Origin of the sequence: Pseudomonas sp. B21-012 (genome assembly GCF_024749305.1) — a bacterium.
Lineage (GTDB): Bacteria > Pseudomonadota > Gammaproteobacteria > Pseudomonadales > Pseudomonadaceae > Aquipseudomonas.
This window is the reverse complement of sequence record NZ_CP087197.1, coordinates 2,751,340-2,772,108: the sequence shown is the minus strand read 5'-3', so window position 1 is coordinate 2,772,108 and position 20,769 is coordinate 2,751,340. Positions and strand designations below refer to the sequence as shown.

17 protein-coding genes are annotated in these 20,769 nt (G+C 65.3%); 1 reads left to right on the top strand and 16 read right to left on the bottom strand.

Features of this window, described 5'->3' with window-relative positions; translation table 11 throughout:
• Positions 1 to 2: 2 nt before the first annotated feature.
• From LOY37_RS12575 to LOY37_RS12565, 3 genes are read right to left on the bottom strand one after another with little or no spacing between them, the layout of a single operon-like run.
• Positions 3 to 830 (bottom strand): ABC transporter permease, encoded by an 828-nt coding sequence (locus tag LOY37_RS12575; RefSeq protein ID WP_258717058.1) that lies wholly within the window; start codon positions 828 to 830, stop codon positions 3 to 5.
• A gap of 3 nt (positions 831 to 833) precedes the next feature.
• Positions 834 to 1,793 (bottom strand): ABC transporter permease, encoded by a 960-nt coding sequence (locus tag LOY37_RS12570; RefSeq protein WP_093383207.1) that lies wholly within the window; start codon positions 1,791 to 1,793, stop codon positions 834 to 836.
• Between the two features lie 54 nt (positions 1,794 to 1,847).
• Entirely contained in the window at positions 1,848 to 3,449 is a 1,602-nt protein-coding gene (locus LOY37_RS12565) for an ABC transporter substrate-binding protein (protein ID WP_258717057.1), read from the bottom strand.
• A gap of 220 nt (positions 3,450 to 3,669) precedes the next feature.
• On the opposite strand from LOY37_RS12565, the gene LOY37_RS12560 reads away from it, so the two are divergent.
• Entirely contained in the window at positions 3,670 to 4,110 is a 441-nt protein-coding gene (locus tag LOY37_RS12560; protein WP_093383213.1) for an Rrf2 family transcriptional regulator, read from the top strand.
• A gap of 14 nt (positions 4,111 to 4,124) precedes the next feature.
• On the opposite strand, the gene LOY37_RS12555 is transcribed toward LOY37_RS12560, so the two are convergent.
• The 13 genes from LOY37_RS12555 to LOY37_RS12495 all read right to left on the bottom strand — a co-directional run bounded on the left by LOY37_RS12555 (position 4,125) and on the right by LOY37_RS12495 (position 20,736).
• Complete coding sequence (locus LOY37_RS12555) at positions 4,125 to 5,540, bottom strand: aldehyde dehydrogenase family protein (RefSeq protein ID WP_258717056.1); 1,416 nt, start codon at positions 5,538 to 5,540, stop codon at positions 4,125 to 4,127.
• Positions 5,533 to 6,723 carry a pyridoxal phosphate-dependent aminotransferase gene (locus tag LOY37_RS12550; RefSeq protein ID WP_258717055.1) on the bottom strand — a complete coding sequence of 397 codons (1,191 nt, stop codon included), beginning with the start codon at positions 6,721 to 6,723 and terminating at the stop codon, positions 5,533 to 5,535. Before LOY37_RS12550 ends, LOY37_RS12555 begins: the two co-directional genes overlap by 8 nt.
• A 28-nt stretch (positions 6,724 to 6,751) precedes the next feature.
• Complete coding sequence (locus tag LOY37_RS12545) at positions 6,752 to 8,359, bottom strand: 5-guanidino-2-oxopentanoate decarboxylase (protein WP_258717054.1); 1,608 nt, start codon at positions 8,357 to 8,359, stop codon at positions 6,752 to 6,754.
• A gap of 10 nt (positions 8,360 to 8,369) precedes the next feature.
• Entirely contained in the window at positions 8,370 to 10,460 is a 2,091-nt protein-coding gene (locus LOY37_RS12540; RefSeq protein WP_258717053.1) for an acetate--CoA ligase family protein, read from the bottom strand.
• Between the two features lie 14 nt (positions 10,461 to 10,474).
• Positions 10,475 to 11,635, bottom strand: a complete 1,161-nt coding sequence (locus LOY37_RS12535) for an acyl-CoA dehydrogenase family protein (RefSeq protein ID WP_045198812.1) — start codon at positions 11,633 to 11,635, stop codon at positions 10,475 to 10,477.
• Positions 11,636 to 11,666: 31 nt separating this feature from the next.
• A complete protein-coding gene (locus LOY37_RS12530) occupies positions 11,667 to 12,458 on the bottom strand; it encodes an enoyl-CoA hydratase/isomerase family protein (protein ID WP_093383231.1) in 792 nt (263 codons plus the stop codon).
• 256 nt (positions 12,459 to 12,714) lie between these two features.
• Positions 12,715 to 14,118 (bottom strand): amino acid permease, encoded by a 1,404-nt coding sequence (locus LOY37_RS12525; protein WP_045198808.1) that lies wholly within the window; start codon positions 14,116 to 14,118, stop codon positions 12,715 to 12,717.
• 202 nt (positions 14,119 to 14,320) lie between these two features.
• On the bottom strand, positions 14,321 to 16,576 hold the full coding sequence (locus tag LOY37_RS12520) for an ATP-binding protein (protein ID WP_258717052.1): 2,256 nt from the start codon (positions 16,574 to 16,576) through the stop codon (positions 14,321 to 14,323).
• On the bottom strand, positions 16,573 to 17,346 hold the full coding sequence (locus tag LOY37_RS12515; RefSeq protein WP_258717051.1) for an ABC transporter substrate-binding protein: 774 nt from the start codon (positions 17,344 to 17,346) through the stop codon (positions 16,573 to 16,575). The genes LOY37_RS12520 and LOY37_RS12515 overlap by 4 nt, the downstream gene beginning before the upstream one ends.
• A gap of 4 nt (positions 17,347 to 17,350) precedes the next feature.
• Positions 17,351 to 18,067 (bottom strand): response regulator, encoded by a 717-nt coding sequence (locus LOY37_RS12510; RefSeq protein WP_045198803.1) that lies wholly within the window; start codon positions 18,065 to 18,067, stop codon positions 17,351 to 17,353.
• A gap of 69 nt (positions 18,068 to 18,136) precedes the next feature.
• Entirely contained in the window at positions 18,137 to 18,781 is a 645-nt protein-coding gene (locus LOY37_RS12505) for a TetR family transcriptional regulator C-terminal domain-containing protein (RefSeq protein WP_093383240.1), read from the bottom strand.
• 90 nt (positions 18,782 to 18,871) lie between these two features.
• Complete coding sequence (locus LOY37_RS12500; RefSeq protein ID WP_258717050.1) at positions 18,872 to 19,627, bottom strand: class II aldolase/adducin family protein; 756 nt, start codon at positions 19,625 to 19,627, stop codon at positions 18,872 to 18,874.
• 71 nt (positions 19,628 to 19,698) lie between these two features.
• Complete coding sequence (locus LOY37_RS12495) at positions 19,699 to 20,736, bottom strand: ABC transporter substrate-binding protein (protein WP_258717049.1); 1,038 nt, start codon at positions 20,734 to 20,736, stop codon at positions 19,699 to 19,701.
• Positions 20,737 to 20,769 lie beyond the last annotated feature (33 nt).

Sequence of the window (20,769 nt, the reverse complement as noted above, 5' to 3'; positions counted from 1 at the left end):
GCTCAGCACTCCTTCAGGCCACTGGATTGATGCAGCACCCAGTCCACGACAAAGTTGACGCTGACGGTGATCAGCGCCACCGCCAGGGCCGGCAGCAACGGGCTGATATCGCCGAAAGTAATCAGCACGGCGTTGTCGCGGACCATGCTGCCCCAGTCGGCGGTTGGCGGCTGGATGCCCAGGCCCAGGAACGACAGCGCACTGATGAACAAAAACACAAAGCAAAAGCGCAGGCCGAACTCGGCAATCAGCGGCGCAGCGGCATTGGGCAGCACCTCGCGGCTGACCAGCCACCACAGCCCCTCGCCACGAAGCCGGGCGGCCTCGACGAAGTCCTGGACCACCACGGTCATCGCCACCGCCCGCGACAGGCGAAACACCTGGGTAGCATCGAGCAGCGCGATCACCAGCACCAACGAGGTGGCATTGGTGCCAACCACGCTGAGGATCAGCAAGGCGAAGATCAGCTGCGGGATGGCCATGAGGATATCCACCAGGCGCGACAGGCCCTGGTCGATCCAGCCGCCCCTGATCGCCGCCACCAGGCCGCAGAAACCGCCGACGGCAAAGGCCAGCAAGGTGGTCAGGAAGGCGATCCCCAGGGTGTTGCGCGCGCCATACACCAGGCGGCTGAACATGTCGCGGCCAAGGTTATCGGTGCCCAGCAGGAACTGCCCGCCCCAGGGTGCGAAGCCCTCGCCAACCACTTCGGTCTCGCCAAACGGCGCCAGCACCGGCGCGAACAACGCCACCAGAATGTAGGCAACAATCACCAACAGGCCGAACTGGGCGCTCAACGGCACCCGCAACAACGCTTTGATCAGGCTCATGGCTTACCCCTTCGGATGCATCAGGCGTGGGTTGCTGGCAATCGACAGCACGTCGGCCGTGGTATTGAGCAGAATGTAGGTGGCGGCGAAGATCAGGCTGCAGGCCTGCACCACCGGGATGTCGCGCTTGGACACCGAATCGACCAGCAACTGGCCGAGCCCCGGGTAGACGAACACCACCTCGACCACCACCACGCCAACCACCAGGTAGGCCAGGTTCAGCGCCACCACGTTGATGATCGGTGCCAGGGCATTGGGCAAGGCGTGGTGGAAGATGATCCGCGCCTGGCTGATGCCCTTGAGCCGGGCCATCTCGATATACGGGCTGGCCAGCAGGTTGATCAAGGCCGCGCGGGTCATGCGCATCATCTGTGCGATCACCACCAGGCTCAGGGTCAGCACCGGCAGCAGCGAACGCTCCAGCACCTCGGCGAAGGACGCACCCGGGGCCAGGTTGGAGATGCTCGGCAACCAGTTGAGCTTGACCGCGAACACCAGGATCAGGATGTAGGCGACGAAAAACTCCGGGAACGACACCGCACTCAGGGCGCTGGTGTTGAGCAGCCGGTCGAACCAGCTGTTGCGGTACAGCGCCGCGAGCATGCCCAGCAGCAAAGCCACCGGCACCGACACCAGCGCCGCCAGCAAGGCCAGGGTAAAGGTGTTGCCCAGGCGCGTGCCGATCAGCTCGGCAATCGGCCGCTGGTTGGCCAGCGACAGGCCAAGGTCACCGTGCAGCAGTTGCCAGGCCCAGTGGCCGAAGCGGGTCAGCGGCGGCAGGTCCAGGCCCAGTTGGGCGCGAAAGGCGGCGACGGTCTCGGGGGTTGCCGCCTGGCCGAGCATGGCTTGGGCGACGTCGCCCGGGAGCATACCAACGGCCAGGAAGATGATCACCGATACCGCCAACAGCGCCAGCAGGCCCAGGGCCAGGCGCTGGAGCAGCAGTTTGCAAAGACTATTCACCGTACAGCTCCTCGAACAGGCTCAACGAAAGAAGGTGCAAGCAACGTGTCGGGCTTACGCCTGCCACCAGCGCTCGATCAGCCGCAGGCCGTCGAGCTCGCCGTAAGGCGCGGTCAGCCCACCGTGGGCCACCCGTTTGGAGCGCGCGGCCACGGAGTTTGCGAACAGCGGCACGATCGCCCCGCCCTCGTCGCGGCACAGGGCCTGCATTTCGTTGTACATCTCCTGGCGCAGCGGCGCGTTCATCTCGCCGCGGGCGGCGTTGAGCAACTGGTTGAAGCGGGCGTTGTCCCAGTGCGTCTCGTTCCAGGCCGCGCCCTTGGCGTAGCCGATGCTGAACATGCGGTCGGCGGTCAGGCTGCTGTACCAGAACGAGGTGGTGAACGGCTGCTTCATCCACACATTGGAGAAAAAGCCGTCGGCAGGTTCGCGCACCACGTCGATGTCGATGCCAGCCTGGCGCGCCTGTTCCTTGAACAGCACCGAGGCGTCGACCGCGCCGGTGTAGGCGGCGTCGGAGGCCTGCAGGCGCACCTTGAGCGAATCGACCCCAGCCTGGCGCAGATAGAACCGCGCCTTGTCCGGGTCATAGCCGCGCTGCTCCAGGGCGCTATTGATAAAGCGGCTGCCGGGCTGGATCGGGTGGTCGTTGCCGATCTGGCCGTAGCCGTAGAGCACCGAGGCCAGCAGGGTTTCACGGTTGATCGCATGCTTGAGCGCCAGGCGGATGTTGTTGTCCTGGAACTGCTGGCTGTCGGTGAGCATCGGGAAGGTGTAATGCTGGGCGCCCTTGGTCTCTTCGATGACCAGGTTGGGATTACGCTTGAGCAGAGCGACGGTCTTCAGGTCGACCTTGTTGATCACATCGACTTGCCCTGTGACCAGGGCGTTGACCCGCGCCGCGCCATCGGCGATGGCCAGCAGTTCGGCGCTGGCGAAATGCGCGCGGCCGGCTTTCCAGTAATCCGGGCTGCGTTCAAGGTCCATGCGTACGCCGGGCTCGAAGCCCTTGAGGCGATAGCCGCCGGTGCCGACCCCGGCCTGCCAGTCGGCGGCGCCGTCCTTGGCCGGCATGATCACCAGATGATAGTCGGCCACCACGTAGGCGAAGTCGGCATTGCCCGAGTGCAGCTCGAACACCACGGTGTCGGTGCCCTGGGCGCTGACCTTGGCGACATCGCCGAGCACGGTCTTGGCCGCCGAGGTGGACTTGTCGCCCAGGTGGTGCTGGATCGAGGCGACCACGTCGCCGGCATCGAGGGTCTTGCCGTTATGGAAGGTCACGCCCTGGCGCAGGGTGAAGGTCCAGACACGCGCGTCGGGGGTGGACTCCCAGCGCTCGGCAAGCTCGGGAATCGCCGTGCCGTCGACGCTGATTTCGCTCAAGGTGTTGTAGACCGCAGAGAAACCGACAAAGGTGAAGGTGTCGCTCCATGAGCCCGGGTCGCGGGAGTCGGTGGTGCTGCCACCGGCCAGGCCCATGCGCAGTACGCCACCGGCTTTCGGGGCGGCCTCCTCGGCCCGGCCGTGCAGCGGCAAACCCAGGGAAAGCACCCCGGCCACGGCCGCCGCAGCGGCGCTGTACTTGAGAAAATCCCGACGCGGCAGGCCGCTGTCGTGCATCGCTTGAGTAATCTTGTTGTTGTTATCGCTCATGGCATTGCCCCTGTAGAACTGCAGAGAAAAGGATTCAGCCAACCTCGCACGCATCGATGCAAATATTTGTAATTGTCATCGTAACAAATACATTAAACTCAAAAACACGTCGCTGCCAATCCCCTTCCTCTGTAGGAGCGGGCTTGCCCCGCGATAGGTTTTTTTCAGTCACATCGATTCGCGGGGCAAGCCCGCTCCCACAGACAAGGGACTTCGCCAGATGAGCCAGTCGACCCGCCTGATCACCGCCTCGTACATCCTCTCGTTCGTGGCCGCCAATGCGCCGCAAAAGCTGCGCACCGAGACCATCGCCAAGTGGGTCAAGACCCACCCCACGCGGGTGCGCAGCCTGGTCTCGCTGATGGTCAAGGCCAATATCCTCAAGTCCTGGCGTGGCGCCCATGGCGGCCTGACCCTGGCCCGCCCGGCCAGCGAGATCACCCTGCGCGAGGTCTATGACGCGGTGCAGGAGAGCTCGCTGATCGCCGAGAAAATCGACAACCCGTTTTCCGGCATGGAAGATCATTGCAAAGTGTTCGAGGTGTTCACCCGCCTGTTCGCCATGCTCGAAGCCAACATGCGTCTGGACCTGGGGGCCATCACCGCCGACCAGTTGTTCGTCGCCTTCGACAAGCCGCAGGACAACATCGGGCAGGCCTGAGCCTGCCCGACACTTCAGAGCTGAATGGCCTTGGTCTCGACGAACTCGGCCAGGCCCTCCTCGCCCCATTCGCGGCCATTGCCCGAGGTCTTGTAGCCGCCGAACGGCGCCTGGTAGTTGAACGCCGCGCCATTGATAAAGCACTGCCCGGCGCGCAGTTGCCGGCCCAGGTGCAGGGCCCGCTCGCGGTCGGCCGCCCACACTGCGCTGGACAAACCAAAGGGCGAATCGTTGGCGATGGCCAGCGCTTGCGCCTCATCGGCATAGGGGATCAGGCACAGCACCGGGCCGAAGATCTCTTCCTGGGCGATACGCATGCGGTTGTCGACGTCAGCGAACAGCGTTGGCGCCACGTAGAAGCCACGCTCGAAACCCGGCGCTGTGTCGCCGCCACACAACAGCCGTGCGCCCTCCTCCTGGCCGATGCGGATGTAGTCGAGCACGGTGCGCCGCTGCGCTGCCGAACACATCGGGCCGAGGAAGCTGCCGGGGTCTTGCGGGTCGCCCATGACCAGGCTGCGGGTTTCATCCACGGCGATTGCCAGGGCCTCTTCATAACGGCTGGCCGGCAACAGCATGCGCGTCAGTGCGGTGCAGGTCTGCCCGGAATTGATCATTACGTCCTGCACGCCATAGCGCACCGCGGCTTCCAGGTCGGCGTCGGCGGTGATCAACAACGGCGACTTGCCGCCCAGTTCCAGGCACACGCGCTTGACCGACGGCGCCGCGGCCTGGGCCACGCGCACACCGGCGCCGGTAGAGCCGGTGAACGAGACCATGTCGACTTGCGGGTGGCGGGCCAGCGCCTCGCCGACCTTGGCGCCGGGGCCGCTGACCAGGTTGAAGACCCCGGCCGGCAAGCCGATGGCATCGATCATCTCGGCCAGCAAAAAGGCATGCAGCGGGGTTTCCTGGCTCGGCTTGAGCACCACCGTGCAACCGGCGGCCAGGGCCGGGGCGAGCTTGCCGATCAACTGGTGCAGCGGGTAGTTCCAGGGGTTGATGAAGGCGCACACACCGACGGCCTCGCGCACCACCAGCGAGTTGCCGACCTCGCGCACCTCATCCATCAGCCCGGCCAGTTCGATGTACTGCTCAAGGCCGACAATCGGCCCGTCGACCTGCACCGCCCGGCACCATTGCACCGGCATGCCCAGCTCGCGGGTGATCACGGCGGCCATCTCATCGGCGCGGGCCTTGAGCTGCTCGGCCAGGGCGCGGATGAAACCTGCGCGCACGCGGGACGGGGTTTGCGACCAACTGCCAAAGGCATGGCGCGCAGCTGCCACCGCGCGGTTGACGTCGTGCTCGTCGCCCAGCGGCACCCTGCCGGCCACGGCTTCGGTGGCCGGGTTGATCACCTCGGCCAGGCCCTGCCCCGACGGCAGTTGCCAGCTGCCATCGATGAACAGCCGCGAATAGTCAGCCATGGGCCTTGCCCTCCATCAGTTCGGCGGCGCAGCGGGCAATACGCTGGCAGGCCTCGCGCAGCGGTTCGGCGCCGAGCACCAGGCCCAGGCGGATATGCCCGGCGGCGCTGGGGCCGAAGGCTTCGCCGGCAAGTACCGAGACGCCATGGTGATCGAGCAGGCGATAGGAGAACGCCTGGGCGCTAAGGCCGGTCTGGCGGATATCGACCATCACGAACATGCCGCCATCAGGCTTGAGCGCACGCAGGCCCGGGCAATCGGCCAGGCACTCGCAGACCAGGTCGCGGCGCTGGCGGTACGCTTCGCGCATGGCCGCAAGCTCCGGCAATTGTTGCTCCAGGGCCACCACGGCGGCGTCCTGGATGAAGTCCGGCGAGCCGTAGAGCATGCACAGTGCGAGGTTTTCCAGGTGCGTGGCCAAAGCCTGCGAGCCGACCACCCAGCCCACCCGCCAGCCGGTCATGGCATGGGACTTGGACAGGCTGTTCAAGGTCGCGGTGCGCTCGGCCATGCCCGGCAGGCTGCCGGGGCTGATGTGCTCGCCGTCGTACAGCAGCTCGCTGTAGACCTCATCGGAAATCAGCCACAGGTCATGGGCAATGCACAACTCGGCCAGCGCCTCCCAGGTGCTGCGCGGCAGGCTGGCGCCGGAGGGGTTGTGCGGGCTGTTGAGGGCCAGGGCGCGGGTCTTGGGGGTGATGCGCGCGGCGACATCTTCAGCCTGGACCCGAAAGCCGTTCTCCGGGCGCACCGGCACCGGGATCACCGTGGCGCCACAGGCCCCGAACACCGCTTCGTAGGTGACATACATCGGCTCGGCGACAATCACCTCATCACCGGGGTTGAGCAGGCACTGGGCCACGCAGAACAGCGCGCATTGAGCGCCGGCCAGCACGGTTACCTGATCGGCGCCGGTCGGCTGGCCGCTGCGTTGCTGATGGCGGCGGGCAATGGCCTGACGCAGGGCCAGTTTGCCGCGCACGTCGGAGTAATGGGTGTGGCCGTTGCGCAGGCTGTCGATGGCAGCCTCAACGATCGGCGCCGGGGTGTCGAAATCCGGGTCGCCGACCGACAGCAGCAACACGTCCTGGCCTTTTTCCAGCAGCTCAAGGGCGCGGTAGTGAATCTCCCAGGCAGCGGCGCCGTCACCGGCGATACGTTGGGTCAGAGCGGAAAAACGCATGGCAGTCTCCCAAAAATACGGTTTAGGCTCAGCGCGCGCAGGCGTGCTTGAGCTCGATCAGGGTCACGCCATTGCGGGCAAAGCCGCTGCGCAGTTCCCGTTGCAGGTCATCCAGGCTGTGTGGCTGCGCCACGTTGCAGCCAAAGGCCCGGGCCAGGCCGATGAAGTCCGGGTTGCGCGGCAGCACGCCGATCGGCTCGATATCCAGGCCGAGCATGTCGTCGCGAATCTGCCCCAGGGCATCGTTGTTCCACAGCAGGACCACCAGTGGGCGCTCCAGTTCTTCGACCGCAGTGGCCAGTTCCTGGGCGGTGTAGAGGAACCCGCCATCACCGACCAGCACCAGGCCCGGGCGGTCAGCCGTGGCGAACATGGCGCCGATACCGGCAGGCAAGCCGTAACCGAGGGTGCCGTAGCCGGTGGGGTGCAGCCAGCTACGGGGCGCGCGGCTGGCATAGACATAGTTGCCGGTGTAGGCCAGCTGGGTCATGTCGGTGCTGATAAAGGCGTTGGCAGGAAGCTCGGCCGCGACACGGTCAAGGATCGCCTGGTGGATCGCCTGCAGCGGGCCGTGGCTGGCCTTGACCGCCTGGCGCAGGCTGGCGACCGCATCACTGGCGGCAGCGGCATCACGCGGTGCTGGCGGCAAACGTTCGAGCAACGCCGCGACGGTCTGCCGGGCATCGCCCTGCAAGGCCACGGCACAGGGGTAGAAGTCGTTGAACTTGCGCGGATCGATATCCACCCGCAGCAGCTCGCCATTGAGCTGCAACCGTTCGCGCCAGAAGTCGGTGTCGGCCATTTCGGTGCCGACCGCAAGGATCACATCGGCCTCGGCGATCAGTTGCCAGCCTGGCTCCACGCACAACGATGAGCCGGCATTGAGCGGCGCATCGGGTGGCAGCAGGCCTTTGCCGGCAACGCTGGTGAACAGCGGCGCGGCCAGGCGGGTGCTCAATCGTTGCAGCTCCTGGGCCGCGGCCAGGGCACCGCCACCGGCGATGATCATCGGCCGTTTGGCGCCGGCCAATTTACCTGCGGCCTGATCCAGCGCGCTGCTGGCCGGCACGCCCCGCCCCGGGCGGCGCACCACTTCATTGCTCCAGTCGCGGGCGACCGGTGCGGCCAGCACATCCAGCGGCACCGAAATATGCACCGGGCGCGGGCGTTCGCTGTCGAACACTGCGTAAGCTCGGGCGATCAGCTCGGGCAGGTCCTCGGCGCTCAGGGCCACCGCAGAAAACGCTGTGATCGGCGCGGTCATGGCGCGCTGGTCCTGGGTTTCGTGCAGGCAGCCCCAGCCTTTGCCCAGGCTCGCGGTATGGTTGACGCTGGAAATCACCAGCATCGGGATCGAGTCGGCATAGGCCTGGCCGATGGCGGTGGCGGCGTTGGTAACGCCGGGGCCGGTGATGACGAAACACACCCCCGGCTTGTCGCTGACTCGCGCATAACCGTCGGCCATGAAACCCGCGCCCTGCTCGTGGCGGGTCAGCACGTGGCGGATACCGCTGCCGGGCAGGCCGCGGTAGAGCTCCAGGGTGTGCACCCCGGGAATGCCGAACACGGTATCGACGCCGTAGTTGGCCAACAGACGCACCAGGGCCTGGCCACCGGTCAATGGGCTGTTGTGCATGTTCATCTCCTTACACCTGGCCGAGGCGAATCAACGCATCGACCGCGGTGGTGCCCTGGGCACCGACCATTAATGGGTTGACATCCAGTTCCAGCAATTGCGCAGCGTTTTCGCAGGCGTAGTCGGCCACCGCACGAATCGCCGCCACCAGCGCCTCGAGGTCCGCCGCTTCACGGCCACGAAAGCCCTGGAGCAAGGCGGCGCTGCGCAGGCCGAGCACGGCCTTGCGGATGGCGCCGTCGGTGGTCGGCAGCAGCAGGCTGGTGCTGTCCTTGAGCAACTCGACAAGGATGCCACCTGCGCCTATCACCAGCGCCAGGCCGAAGTCGTTCTCGCGCTTGATGCCGACGATCAGCTCGGCCAGCGGCGCGCTGGCCATGGGTTCGAGCAGCACCTGGTCGAACACTACACCCGGCGCATAGGCCGCGATCCGCGTACGCATCTGTTCCAGGGCCGCGCCCAGGGCCTGCGGGTCACGCAGGTTGAGAGCAACGGCACCGGCTTCGGTCTTGTGCGGCAGTTGCGCACTGACCGCTTTGAGCACCAAGGGATAGCCGACCGTTTCAGCATCCTTGAGGGCTTGCTCAGGGCTGCTCAACACGCCCTTGGGCACCGCCAGGCCGAACGCCTGCAAGGCTTGCTTGGACTGCCACTCGGTGAGCAGCTCGCCCTCGCCATGCAGCGGCTGTGGGCACAACGGCGCCAATGCCGACTCGCCCAGATCAAGCAGCGCCTGGCGCCTGGCCTGGTACGCGGCAATTCGCCCCCAGGCCGCCAGGCCATCCTCGACGCCCTGCAGCGCAGCAATGCCGTGGCCATGCAGGCGCTCGCGGGCAACGGCCGGCAACAGCTCGGGCAAGGCCGAGGTGACAAAACCGCTCTTGCCATGACGTTTGAGCGCCGCGCAGTACAGCTCCAGCAGCAGGTCGCACTCCTTGCGCTCGCCGGTGAACTCGGCCGGGTAGTCGAGCACCAGCATGGCGGCATCGGCCTCGGTGCGCAGGGCACTGTCGAGCATGCGTTCAAGCGCGCAGGCGTCGCCCCAGATCGCCGTGGTGAAGTCCAGCGGGTTGACCAGGTTGGCATAGCTTGGCAACACCTGGGCCAGCTCGCCGACCTGGCCGTCATCCAGTTTCGGCAGGCTCAGCGCGTTACGCTCGGCATAGTCGGCGATCAGCCCGGCGTCGCCCCCGGAGCAGGCCAGGGCAATCAGCCTGCCGCCCTTGGGCAGCTGGCCGCAGGCGGCGGCCTTGAGGGTTTCGACAAAGCTCACCGGGCCGCTGACGCGGATCACCCCGAGGCGCTCGAACAGGCTGTCATACAGCGCATCGGAGCCGGACAGCGAGCTGGTGTGGCTCAGCGCCAGTTGCGCGCCGATCTGCGACACCCCGGTTTTCAGGGCGATGATCGGGATGCCCTTTTCCAGTGCCTTGTGCGCGGCGCGGGCAAAGCCCGGCACGTTCTTCAAGCCTTCCAGGTGCAGGCCGATGGCGGTCACCCGCGGCTCATCGAGCAGCGCGTCCATCAGTTCGGCGATACCGATCTGCGCCTGGTTGCCCACCGAGGCCATGTAGGCCACCGGCAGCGAGCGGTCGCTCATCGACAGGTTGTAGGCAAAGTTGCCGCTCTGGGTCAGCACCGCCACGCCCTTCTCCACCGCCTTGCCGCCATGGGCCACCGGCCACAGCGCCGAGCTGTGCAGGTAGTCGAGCAGGCCATAGCAGTTGGGGCCCAGCAGCGCCATGTCACCGGCGGCCTTGAGCAGTTGCTGTTGCAGGGCCAGGCCTTCGGCGCCGGTTTCGGCAAAGCCCGAGGCGTAGCAAATCGCCCCGCCGGCGCCCTTGGCGGCCAGCTCGGCCACGCAGGTCAGGGTCAGTTCGCGGTTGGTGGCGATGAACACCGCATCCGGCGCACAGGGCAACTCGGCGACGCTGCGCACGCACGGCACGCCATCGAGGCTGTCGTGCTGCGGGTTGACCAGCCACATCTGCCCTGGGTAGCCGCCTTCGGCGCAGCGCTTGAAGGCCCGGGCCATGCTGCGCCCGCCGACGAAGGCCAGGTGGCGCGGAGCGAGCAGGCGTTTGAGGTTGTCTCGTAACATGAGCAGGCTCCTGGTCAGCGCAGCAGCGGGCGCAGCAGTTCACGGGAAATGATGTGCCGCTGGATCTCCGAGGTGCCCTCCCAGACCCGCTCGATGCGCGCATTGCGCCAGATCCGCTCGACCGGCCCTTCGTCCATCAGGCCCATGCCGCCATAGATCTGCACCGCCTCATCGGCGACCTTGCCGAGCACTTCACTGGCAAACAGCTTGGCCATGCCCGCCTCGCCGTCGGTCATCGTGCCCTGGTCCATCTTCCAGGCGGTGTGCAGGGTCAATAGCTCAGCGGCGCGGATTTGCGTGGCCATGTCGGCGAGCTTGAACGAAATGCCCTGGTAGGTGCCGATCGGCTGACCGAACTGCTTGCGGTCGGCCGCCCATTGCAGCGACACATCCAGGGCACGCTGGGCCTGGCCAACACAGTTGGCGGCAACCATCACCCGCCCGGCGGTGAGCCAGGCGTTGGCCACTTCCCAGCCCTTGCCGACCTCACCGAGCACCTTGCTGGCCGGCACCTTGCAGTCATCGAAGAACAGCTCGAAGGTGTGATAGCCGCGATTGCTCACGCATTTAGGCCCGCGGCGGATGGTCATGCCCGGGGTGCCGCGGTCGACCAGGAAGGCGGTCACCGCATTGCGCGTCTTGCCGTTGTGCTGGTAGGTGTCGGTGACGGCAAAGACAATGGCGAAATCGGCATGCCCGGCATGGCTGATAAAGTGCTTGCTGCCGTTGAGCACAAAGTTGTCGCCCTCGCGCACGGCGCGGGTCTTGATCGCATTGGCATCGGAGCCGGCGCCAGGCTCGGTGAGGGCAAAGCAGTCGGTCTTCTCGCCCTGGATGCACGGCAGCAGGTAATCGTTGATCTGTTCGTCCTTGCAAGCCATGAGGATCTTCGACGGCCGCGCGACAAACACGTGCAGGGCCCACGACACCTTCGACAGCTCGCGTTCGATCAGCGCCTGGGACAGGTAGTCGAGGCCGCCACCGCCGACTTCCTCGGGCATGTTGAAGGCATAGAAGCCGGCGGCGATGGCCTTGCCGCGAATCTGCGCGGCAAGCTCTGGCGAGACCTCGTCGGCGCGGTCGACGGCCTCTTCATGGGGCAGTAACTCCTTGGCGACAAAACTGCGTACCGCTTCCACCAACATTTGTTGTTCTTGGGTCAGTTGGAAATTCATGAGTCGATCCTGAAGAAGTGCTTGTAAGTGTTTATTTGCCAACGAAATTAGCAGTGCGCTTCTCGACGGCGGCGCGCAACGCTTCGGCGCCGTCTGCGCTGCGCCCGCACAGCAGCCCGGCGGCAAGCTCAGCCTGTAGCTGCTCGCCCAGGGTGCGCTGGGCGCCGTCGCGGATCAGCTGCTTGGTCTGGGCGAAGGCGAAGGTCGGGCCCTTGGCCAGGCGCCCGGCAAGGTCTGCGGTCACCGCCAGCAACTGCTCATCGGCGCACACCTCGCCGACCAGCCCGGCCGCCAGGGCCCGCTCGGCGCCCCACAGCTCATCGAGAAACAGCAGGCGCTTGGCCTGTTCGCTGCCGATCAGCCGTGGCAGGTGCCAGCTGGCGCCGGCATCCGGGCTGTAGGCCATGCTGGTGTAGCCAGCCTTGAACCGCGCCGAGGCCGCTGCTACGCGCAGGTCGCAGCACAGGGTCAGGTCCATGCCGGCGCCGACGGCGGTGCCGTTGATGGCGGCAATGGTTGGCTTGTCGAGGCTGTGCAGGCGCTGCATCAGGGCATGGGCGGTTTCGGTCCAGCCGTAGCTTTCCAGCGCGCCGCGGGATTCGGCCTCGGCCCATTCGGCAAGGTCGGCGCCGGCGCAGAAGCTGCGGCCCGTGCCGGTCAGCACCACCACACGCACGGCCGGGTCGGCGTTATGGGCGTCGAGCAAGGCATGCAGGTTTTTCAGGCTGGGGATGTCCAGCGCGTTGCGCTGATCCGGACGGTTGAGGGTGATCCAGGCAATGCCGGCTTCGACCTGGCTGAGCAGCGACGCAGGAGGGGTCATGGGTGGCCTCGAATTATTGTGGTTGGCGTTAGAGGTATGACGTGAGGCCATACTAAACGAGTGTTCAACAAGGAGACAATCGGTTGCACTACTTGCTGTAACAGGTGAAGTAACACAGCTATCTTTTTGTTTTTAAAAGATTTAAATATTTACATGAAGAAGTAATGTCCGCGCCTGTTACAACTTTGTACAACCTATCGCGGGGCAAGCCCGCTCCTACATTTACAGGTAGGAGCGGGCTTGCCCCGCGATGGGTTTACACCGACGGTGCCAACACCGCCTGGCGCTTGCGGTGGATGATGAAGTACGCCGCGTAACACACGGCGATGAAACCAAAACCCCAGTACAGCGACGGCCGCTGGGTTTCGTCCAGGGCCAGGAACACGAACAGCGAACTGCACAGGGTGATGCACAGCAGCGGCACCAGCGGGAACAGCGGCGCGCGGTACTTGAGGTCGGCCAGCTTGCCGCCATCGCGCAGGTACGCACGGCGGAATTTGTACTGGGCCAGGGCAATGACGATCCAGGTCACGGTGCCGGACATGCCGCTCACCGCCATCAGCACCATGAACAAGGTGTCGGCGGCAACGAAGCTGGTCATCAGCGACACCAGGGCAAAGCACAGGGTGATGCTCAGGGCCCGCAGCGGCACGCCGCGCTTGCTCAAGGGCGACAGGCTCTTGGGCGCCATGCCGGTCTTGGACATGGCCCAGAGGATGCGCGTCGAGGCATACAGGCCGGAGTTGCCCACCGACAGGATCGCGGTAAGGATGACGAAGTTCATCAGGTCGGCGGCGTAGGGAATGCCGACCATGTCGAAGACCTGCACGAACGGGCTCTCCATCAGCCCGGCCTGCTGCCACGGCACGATGGCCGAAAGCACGACGATGGCCAGCACGTAGAAGATCAGTACGCGGAACACCACGTTGCGCACCGCCCGCGGGATGCTCTTTTCTGGCTGGTCGGTTTCACCGGCGGCCACGCCCATGATTTCGCAGCCCTGGAAGGCATAGACCACGGTCATCATCACCGCGAACACCGCCGACAGGCCGTTGGGGAACATCGAGTCGCCAATCAGGTTGTTCATCATCGGCGCTGGCTCGCCGCTGGTCAGCGGGATCGCGCCGAAGATCACCAGCACGCCGACGATGATAAACCCGAGGATCGCCGCCACCTTGATCCCCGAGAACCAGTACTCGGCTTCGCCAAAGGCGCGGGTGGCCAGGGCATTGAGGCCGAACAGCACCACCACGAACAGCGCCGACCAGTACCAGATCGGCACCTCGGGGAACCAGCGCACCATCAGCATGCCGGCGGCGGTGAACTCAAGGCCCACGGTGGTGGCCCAGCTCATCCAGTACACCCAGCCGATCATGAAGCCGGTGGCCGGGCCGATGAACTTGGTCGCGTGGGTCTGGAACGAGCCGGACACCGGCATCTGCACCGACAGCTCGCCCAGGCAGACCATCACCAGGTACATCAGGAAACCCGCCACCAGGTAGGCAAGGATCGCGCCCATGGGCCCGCCCTGGTTGATGGTCACCCCCGAGCCCATGAACAGCCCGGTACCGATCACCCCGCCCAGCGACAGCATGAAGATGTGCCGGCTTTTCAGCGCGCGGGTCAGGTGGATGCCTTTACGGTCAGTAGAGTCAGTCATGTCGGCACCTCAACAGTGGTTGAAGCGCGGGAGGGACAGACGATGGTGCGGGGACGGCTGAGCTTTACGGCAGTTCATTATTATTATCTCCAATAAGCTTCGAAGACCGCGTGCAGCGGTTGCCGTCGATTATTGGAAAGCGATGTAAGCTGGCGTTGTACCTGAAGATCGAAGATGTAAAAAGTCGTAAGGTTTTTGTACGTCAGCTCTGGATCAACTGTTTGAGGGTCTGTGCGGCCAGGCGCAACTGCTCGGTCAAGGGTGCTTGCAGTGCATTCAGGGCCGCCTGGTGCTTGCCCAGTGCTGCTGTTTCCAGCTCGCGCAGTACCGTCGCCAGGCCGCTAAAACCCAGGGAGTCGCTGCTGCCGGCGAGGCGATGGGCCAGGTGTGCGACCTCGGTGCAGTCACCGGCCTTGAGCGCCTCGGCCAGCGCGCCTTGGTGCTGTTCGAGGGCATCGCGCAGCACCGTCAGCAAACCCTGGACTTTCTGTTCGCCGAGCAGGCTGCGATGGGTGTCGAGCAGCGCCCAGTCCATGCCCTGCCCGGCCGTCGCCGCCTCGACCACCACCCCCTGTTGCGCCAGCGCCTGGCGCAGGCTGTCGAGCTTCAGCGGCTTGGCGAGGATGCCCTGCATGCCCGCCGCAAGAAATCCGCGCACCAGCGCCGGTTGCACGCTGGCGGTCAGCGCCAGGATCCGGCACGCGCGGTTCGGCCCGGGAATGCGGCGGATCTGCCGGCACAGCTCGACGCCACTGATACCCGGCAGGTGCACATCGAGCAGGATCAGTTCGAAGCGCCGCTGGGCGCAGAGCTCCAGCGCCTGTTCACCGTCTTCGGCCATCCACAAGCGGTGGCCGTCACGCTGCAGCAGGCCGCGCACCACCTCGCGGTTGAGCTCGACGTCTTCGACCACAAGAATATCCAGGGCCTGCACCGCTGCCGCCGGCAGCAGCGCCGGGGCCTCGGCGGCCGCCGCTGGCAGCTGCAGCTCGAACCAGAAACAACTGCCCTGGCCCTCGACGCTTTCAAGGCCGATGCGCCCGCCGAGCAGCTCGACCAGGTGCTTGCAGATCGCCAGGCCCAGGCCGGTGCCGCCGTAACGCCGGGCCACGGCGTCGCTGGCCTGGACGAAGCGATCGAAAATCCGCCCCTGCACCGGCGCAGCGATGCCGATGCCGTTGTCGCGCACGCTGACCCGCAACTGTTGGCGGCCTTGCGCCTGGTCCAGCACCTGGACATCGACACTCACCTCGCCGGCCTCGGTGAACTTGATGGCGTTGGCCAGCAAGTTGCTAAGCACCTGACGCAAAAACTGCTCGGCGCCGTGCTGGCGAGGCGCCAACTGGCTATCGATGCGACAGCGCAGCACCGTATCGTTGTTCAGCGCTCGCGGCTCGAGCAGGGTCATGACCTCGTCGCATAATTGGCGCAAGGAGAAATCCACCGGCTCCGGGTGGCTTTCGCCCTCTTCCAGGCGGGCGAAATACAGCACTTCGTTAAGGATGGTCAGCAAACCTTCGCCGGCTTTGTACAGGGCATCCAGGCGCTTGCGGTCACGGGCGTCGAGGTGCGCTTCGCGCAGCAGTTCGGCCATGCCGAGGATGCCGTTGAGCGGGGTGCGCAGTTCATGGCTCATGGTTGCCAGGAAGCGCGACTTGGCCAGGTTCGCCGCCTCGGCCTCCTCCTTGGCATGCATCAGGCTGGCGGTGCGGCGCTCGACCATCTTCTGCAGTTCGTCGCGTTTGTCCTGCAGGGCCAGGCGGTCGATTTCACGGCGATCGATATCGCTGAGAATATTGCGCCGCATGTCGTCCAGGGCGTGGGCCACGGTATCGATTTCGTCTTCGCGGCTGGAACGGCGCTTGTCCAGGCGCAGCGGCTCCTGCAAATCGCCGGCGCCTATACGGCGGGCAAACTCGGCCATCACCTGCAGGTGGCGGGTGACCAGGCGGTAGAACAACCCCGACAGGGCCACGGCCAGGCCGCAGAGGAACACGCTCATCCACAACAGGCTGGTCAGCCCGGTGGCGAACAGGCGTCGGTGCACCGCGCCCAGGTCGATGCTGACTTCCAGCTCGCCCAGATGGCGTGGCGGCCCTGACGGCGGCTGGTAGTCGAGGGCGAAGCGCTCGATGCGCAGCGGCCCTTGCGGCATGGCCTCGCCCTGCAGCAAGTCGAAATCGGCGCTGCTCAGGCGTACCCGCGCCACATCGGAGAAGTCCACCAGGCCGCGCAATTGCACGTTCAGTTGCTCCTGGTTGAGGTCCCAGAGGCTGCGCTCAAGGCTTGCCAGGTAGCCGGCGCGAATCAGCGCCATGCGCGAATCGATGTCGCGCATTTCGCGGCGGTACTCGAAATACAACTGCACGGTGCTGGCCAGCACGGTAAAGCACAGGCTGAACAACAGGATGAACAGCAGCAGGCGCCGCAGCAGGCCACCGGGTTGCAGGCGCATCAACGGGCGTCCGCCGGCAGGTTGACCATGTCGCGGTAGGTGACTTCGCTTTGTTCCAGCCAGCGCAGGATCTCACCGTTGTCGGTCATGCGCTGCAACTGCTCATCGATTTGCGCCATGTGCTGGCTCAAGGGTGAATGACGCGACACCGCCACCCGCAGGTAGTCGACGCTCAGCGCGGTGGGCAAGGCCTGGATGTCCTGGGCGCCAGGCAGGTGCTCGACAAACAATTGGCCGGTACGCCGCTCCTGGATGACGAAATCGATGCGCCCGCGAATCAGCTTGCCGAAGTTCTGCTGGCTGTCGGAGACCCACTCGATGTTCTGGTGGCGGGCGACGAAGCGGTCGAAGTCAGGGCCGTAGCTTTCGCCGAACAACAGCCCGCCGCGGTAGCTGGCAAGGTCTTCAAGGCGCTCGAATTTCACCGGCCGCTGGCGGTTGAAAAACACCGCCACCTCTTCGCGCAGCACTGGCACCGTGGAAAAACGCATGCCCTGGTCGCGCTGGTCGCTGTTGTAGGCCAACACCACGTCGACCCGGCCTTCGGCGGCATCGAGCAGGCAGCGCTTCCAGTTGCCGAGCACGACGATCTCCACCTCATAGCCCAGGCGCGCGAACAACTGGCGTACCACGGTCGGCGCCAGGCCGCGCACCTGCTTGCCGTCACTCCAGGAGACCGGCGGGTACACCGGGTAGTCGCAATAGCGGATGCGCTCGGCGCCCTGGGCCTGGGCGCCGAGCACTAGCAGGGCGAGCCAGAACAGCCGCCACATGCGCTCAGGCCGCCACGCTGGCGGTAAACAGGTAACCGGCGCCGTGAATGGTGATGATCAGCTGCGGTTCGGCCGGGTCATCGTGCAGCTTGCGCCGCAAGCGGCCGACCAGCACATCGATGGAACGGTCGTTGGGCACCCATTCGCGGTTGCGGATCTGGTCCATCAACTGGTCGCGGCTCAGGGTATGGCCGCTGTTGCGCAGGAACACGCTGAGCAGCTGGAACTCGCCATGGGTCAGCAGGGTTTCGCCGCCCTGGGGGTCGATCAGGCGCCGGCGGTCGGTGTCCAGGGCCCAGTCGGCAAACTGCTTGAGCGGATGATTGGCGCCACTGGGCGGCTTGCCGGCCTGGGCATGGCGCACCCGGCGCACCAGGTTCTTGGCCCGCGACACCAGCTCGCGCGGGTTCAGCGGTTTGATCACGTAGTCGTCGGCGCCGCATTCCAGGCCAACGATGCGGTCGATGTCGTCGTTGCGGCCAGTGATGAGGATGATGCCGACTTCCGAGCGCACCCGCAGTTCGCGGGTCAGGGTCAGGCCATCCTTGCCCGGCAGACGGATGTCGAGCATGACCAGGTCGACGGCCTGCTCGCCAAGAAAATGCTCGGCCTGCTCCGCCGTGGCGGCGCAGTGCACGTCGTAGCCTTCCTGGGACAGGTAGGCGTGCAGCAAGTCGCGAATCAGCGGATCGTCATCGACGACCAGTACCCGAGGCGTCATTGCGTGTTGTCTCTTATAAAAATTGTTGTATGACTCACGACAGCAGCGTACCCATTACTGAACGACCGATCAACAGCCCTCGATCAGGGTGAAGCGCCGGCGCCCACCGGCTTGCAAACCATCGACCCAGGCCTCGCAGATCTGCACGCCCTGCTCGGGGGTGAAGGTCCCGGGGTTGAGCCCCGATTCCAGCCACAGGCCGTCAAGCAAGGCACTCAGGCTGATGGCCGCAAGGTCGGCGTTGAATGCCTGCCAGCCCTCCTCTGTGGCCAGGTCCGCCAGCAGCCGGCCCAGTTCGTTGCGGTACTCGCCGTAGGAATGATCGTGCACCTGGTTGATCGCCTCGGCGGTTTTCACCGCGCCCCAGAACGCCAGCCAGGCATCGAGCAGTTGCGGGTCGAGCAATTCGGCGCAGAATGAGGCGCGAAAGAACGCCGACAGCCGTTCGCGGGCATTGGGTGCGGCCTGGGCCATGGCTTCGCGGATCAGCCCCATGACCCGGCCGGTGACCGCCATGTAGGCCTCGGCGACCAGTTCGTCCTTGCCCGAATAGTGATGGCTGATCAACCCCACCGAGACGCCGGCCTCGGCGGAGATCTTGCGGATCGAGGCGCCCTGGAAGCCGTGGCGTTTCAGGCACACCAGGGTCGCTTCGACCAGGTTGGCCTTGCGCAACTCCGGGACCATACGGCTGTAACGGGCTTCCTGGCTCATTGGCGGTTCTCTTCGGGTGGGAGACTTTTCGCGGTGCGGCGACCCGACTTGCCCCGCGATGCTGTTGAACAACTGTACAACAACTGCTGATCAGTCGCGATAGCCCGGCGCCACCCGATCGAGCAGACGCAGCAACGCCGACCAGGCCAGTTGCATGCCGTCCGGATCGCTCAGCTCGCCTTCCTTCAGCGGCCGCGCCGGTTCGTTGAACTGGCGTTCGGTGTGGGCACAGACTTCTTCCGATGGCAGCAGCAGCTCGCCGGCCGCCATCGCCGTGAGCTGGATCTCGCAGGCTTTTTCCAGGTAGTACATGCGCAGGAACGCCTCGCTGACACTGCGCCCGACACTGAGCAAGCCATGGTTGCGCAAAATCAGCACCGCCTTGTCACCCAGGTCATCGACCAGGCGCGCTTGTTCGGCCATGTCCAGGGCGATGCCTTCGTAGTCGTGGTAGGCAACCTTGCCGTGGAATTCCATGGAAATCTGGTTGACCGCCAGCAACCCGCACTTGAGCGCCGCCAGCGTGCAGCCGGCCTTGGTGTGAGTGTGCAGCACGCACTGGGCGTCTTCGCGGGCACCGTGGATGGCACTGTGAATGACAAAACCGGCCGGGTTCACCGGGTACGGCGAAGCCTCCACCGCCCTGCCCGCAAGGTCGATCTTGACCAGGTTAGAGGCGCTGATTTCATCGAACATCAAACCATAGGGGTTGATCAGAAAATGATGCTCGGGGCCGGGAATGCGCACCGAGATATGGGTGAAGATCAGATCGGTCATGCGAAAGTGCGCGATCAATCGATAGCAGGCGGCCAGTTCCTGGCGCAGGCGGATTTCGGTCTCGGTCATTATTGTTGTCCTCAGGCGAAAAACTGGCCAGACAATAGGGCTGGACACCGTACGATGTCCAGCCACAGGGGTTAGCGACTGGCCCAGGCGTTGAAGCGCTCTTCCAGCTCATCGCCGTGATCGACCCAAAATTCGACGTTCATCGACAGTGCGCCCTCAAGGTTCTGCCTGGACGTCGGCACCCAGCTCGCCAGCTTCGGATCAAGCTCGGCGGCAGCCTGGGTGTTGGTCGGCCCGTAGGGGATTTGCTTGACGTAGCGCACCTGGGTGTCGGGCTGGTTGGCGAAGGCGATCAAGCGCTTGGCCTGGTCGACATGCCTGGAGCCCTTGATGATCGCCCAGTAGTCCATGCCGTACAGGCTGCCCGGCCACACCAGGGCCAGCGAGCTGCCCTCCTGGGCGGCGACGGCGACCCGACCGCTGTAGGTCGAGGTCATGACCACGTCGCCGGCGCTCAGCCACTGCGCCGGTTGCGCGCCGGCTTCCCACCACTGGATATAGGGCTTGAGCTCGCTGAGCTTGTTGAAGGCGCGGTCGACACCCTCGGGGGTGGCCAGGACCTTGTAGACGTCCTCGACCTTGACCCCGTCGGCCATCAGCGCGAACTCCAGGTTGTACACCGCACGCTTGCGCAGGCCGCGCTTGCCGGGGATTTTCTTGACGTCCCAGAAGTCCGCCCACGAGGCCGGCGCCTGGGCCAGCCTGTTGCGGTCGTAGGCAATCGCCACGCTCCACACCAGCACCGCCGAGCCGCACGCCTGGGCGGCGTCGGGTATCAGTTGCTCGGCACGCCCGAGCTGGGTCCAGTCGAGGCGCTCGTACATGCCCTCGTCGCAGCCGCGCATCAGGTCCGGGCCTTCGATCTGCACCAGGTCCCAGTCGACGTTGCCGGTATCGACCATGACCTTGATCCGGGCCATTTCGCCGTTGTATTCACTCTGGATCAACGTGCTGCCGTCCTGGGCACTGAAAGGCTTGAAGATCGCCGCATCCTGGGCTTTCTGGCCGGCGCCGCCATAGGCGACCACGACCATGTCCGGTGCTGCCTGGGCGCCGCCGACCGCAAAGGCAAGCAACCAGGGAGAGAGCTTGAGCAGGTTCGATTTCATCAATGCTTCCTCTTGCCGGTACCACGTGATGCG

Excerpts from the sequence above, each read along its gene's own strand:
- LOY37_RS12500 (WP_258717050.1), bottom strand. The coding sequence starts at position 19,627 with ATGACCGAGACCGAAATCCGCCTGCGCCAGGAACTGGCCGCCTGCTAT.
- LOY37_RS12545 (WP_258717054.1), bottom strand. The coding sequence starts at position 8,359 with ATGCACAACAGCCCATTGACCGGTGGCCAGGCCCTGGTGCGTCTGTTG.
- LOY37_RS12535 (WP_045198812.1), bottom strand. The coding sequence starts at position 11,635 with ATGAATTTCCAACTGACCCAAGAACAACAAATGTTGGTGGAAGCGGTA.
- LOY37_RS12495 (WP_258717049.1), bottom strand. The coding sequence starts at position 20,736 with ATGAAATCGAACCTGCTCAAGCTCTCTCCCTGGTTGCTTGCCTTTGCG.
- LOY37_RS12525 (WP_045198808.1), bottom strand. The coding sequence starts at position 14,118 with ATGACTGACTCTACTGACCGTAAAGGCATCCACCTGACCCGCGCGCTG.
- LOY37_RS12575 (WP_258717058.1), bottom strand. The coding sequence starts at position 830 with ATGAGCCTGATCAAAGCGTTGTTGCGGGTGCCGTTGAGCGCCCAGTTC.
- LOY37_RS12555 (WP_258717056.1), bottom strand. The coding sequence starts at position 5,540 with ATGGCTGACTATTCGCGGCTGTTCATCGATGGCAGCTGGCAACTGCCG.
- LOY37_RS12515 (WP_258717051.1), bottom strand. The coding sequence starts at position 17,346 with ATGTGGCGGCTGTTCTGGCTCGCCCTGCTAGTGCTCGGCGCCCAGGCC.
- LOY37_RS12530 (WP_093383231.1), bottom strand. The coding sequence starts at position 12,458 with ATGACCCCTCCTGCGTCGCTGCTCAGCCAGGTCGAAGCCGGCATTGCC.
- LOY37_RS12540 (WP_258717053.1), bottom strand. The coding sequence starts at position 10,460 with ATGTTACGAGACAACCTCAAACGCCTGCTCGCTCCGCGCCACCTGGCC.
- LOY37_RS12550 (WP_258717055.1), bottom strand. The coding sequence starts at position 6,723 with ATGCGTTTTTCCGCTCTGACCCAACGTATCGCCGGTGACGGCGCCGCT.
- LOY37_RS12505 (WP_093383240.1), bottom strand. The coding sequence starts at position 18,781 with ATGAGCCAGGAAGCCCGTTACAGCCGTATGGTCCCGGAGTTGCGCAAG.
- LOY37_RS12565 (WP_258717057.1), bottom strand. The coding sequence starts at position 3,449 with ATGAGCGATAACAACAACAAGATTACTCAAGCGATGCACGACAGCGGC.
- LOY37_RS12510 (WP_045198803.1), bottom strand. The coding sequence starts at position 18,067 with ATGACGCCTCGGGTACTGGTCGTCGATGACGATCCGCTGATTCGCGAC.
- LOY37_RS12560 (WP_093383213.1), top strand. The coding sequence starts at position 3,670 with ATGAGCCAGTCGACCCGCCTGATCACCGCCTCGTACATCCTCTCGTTC.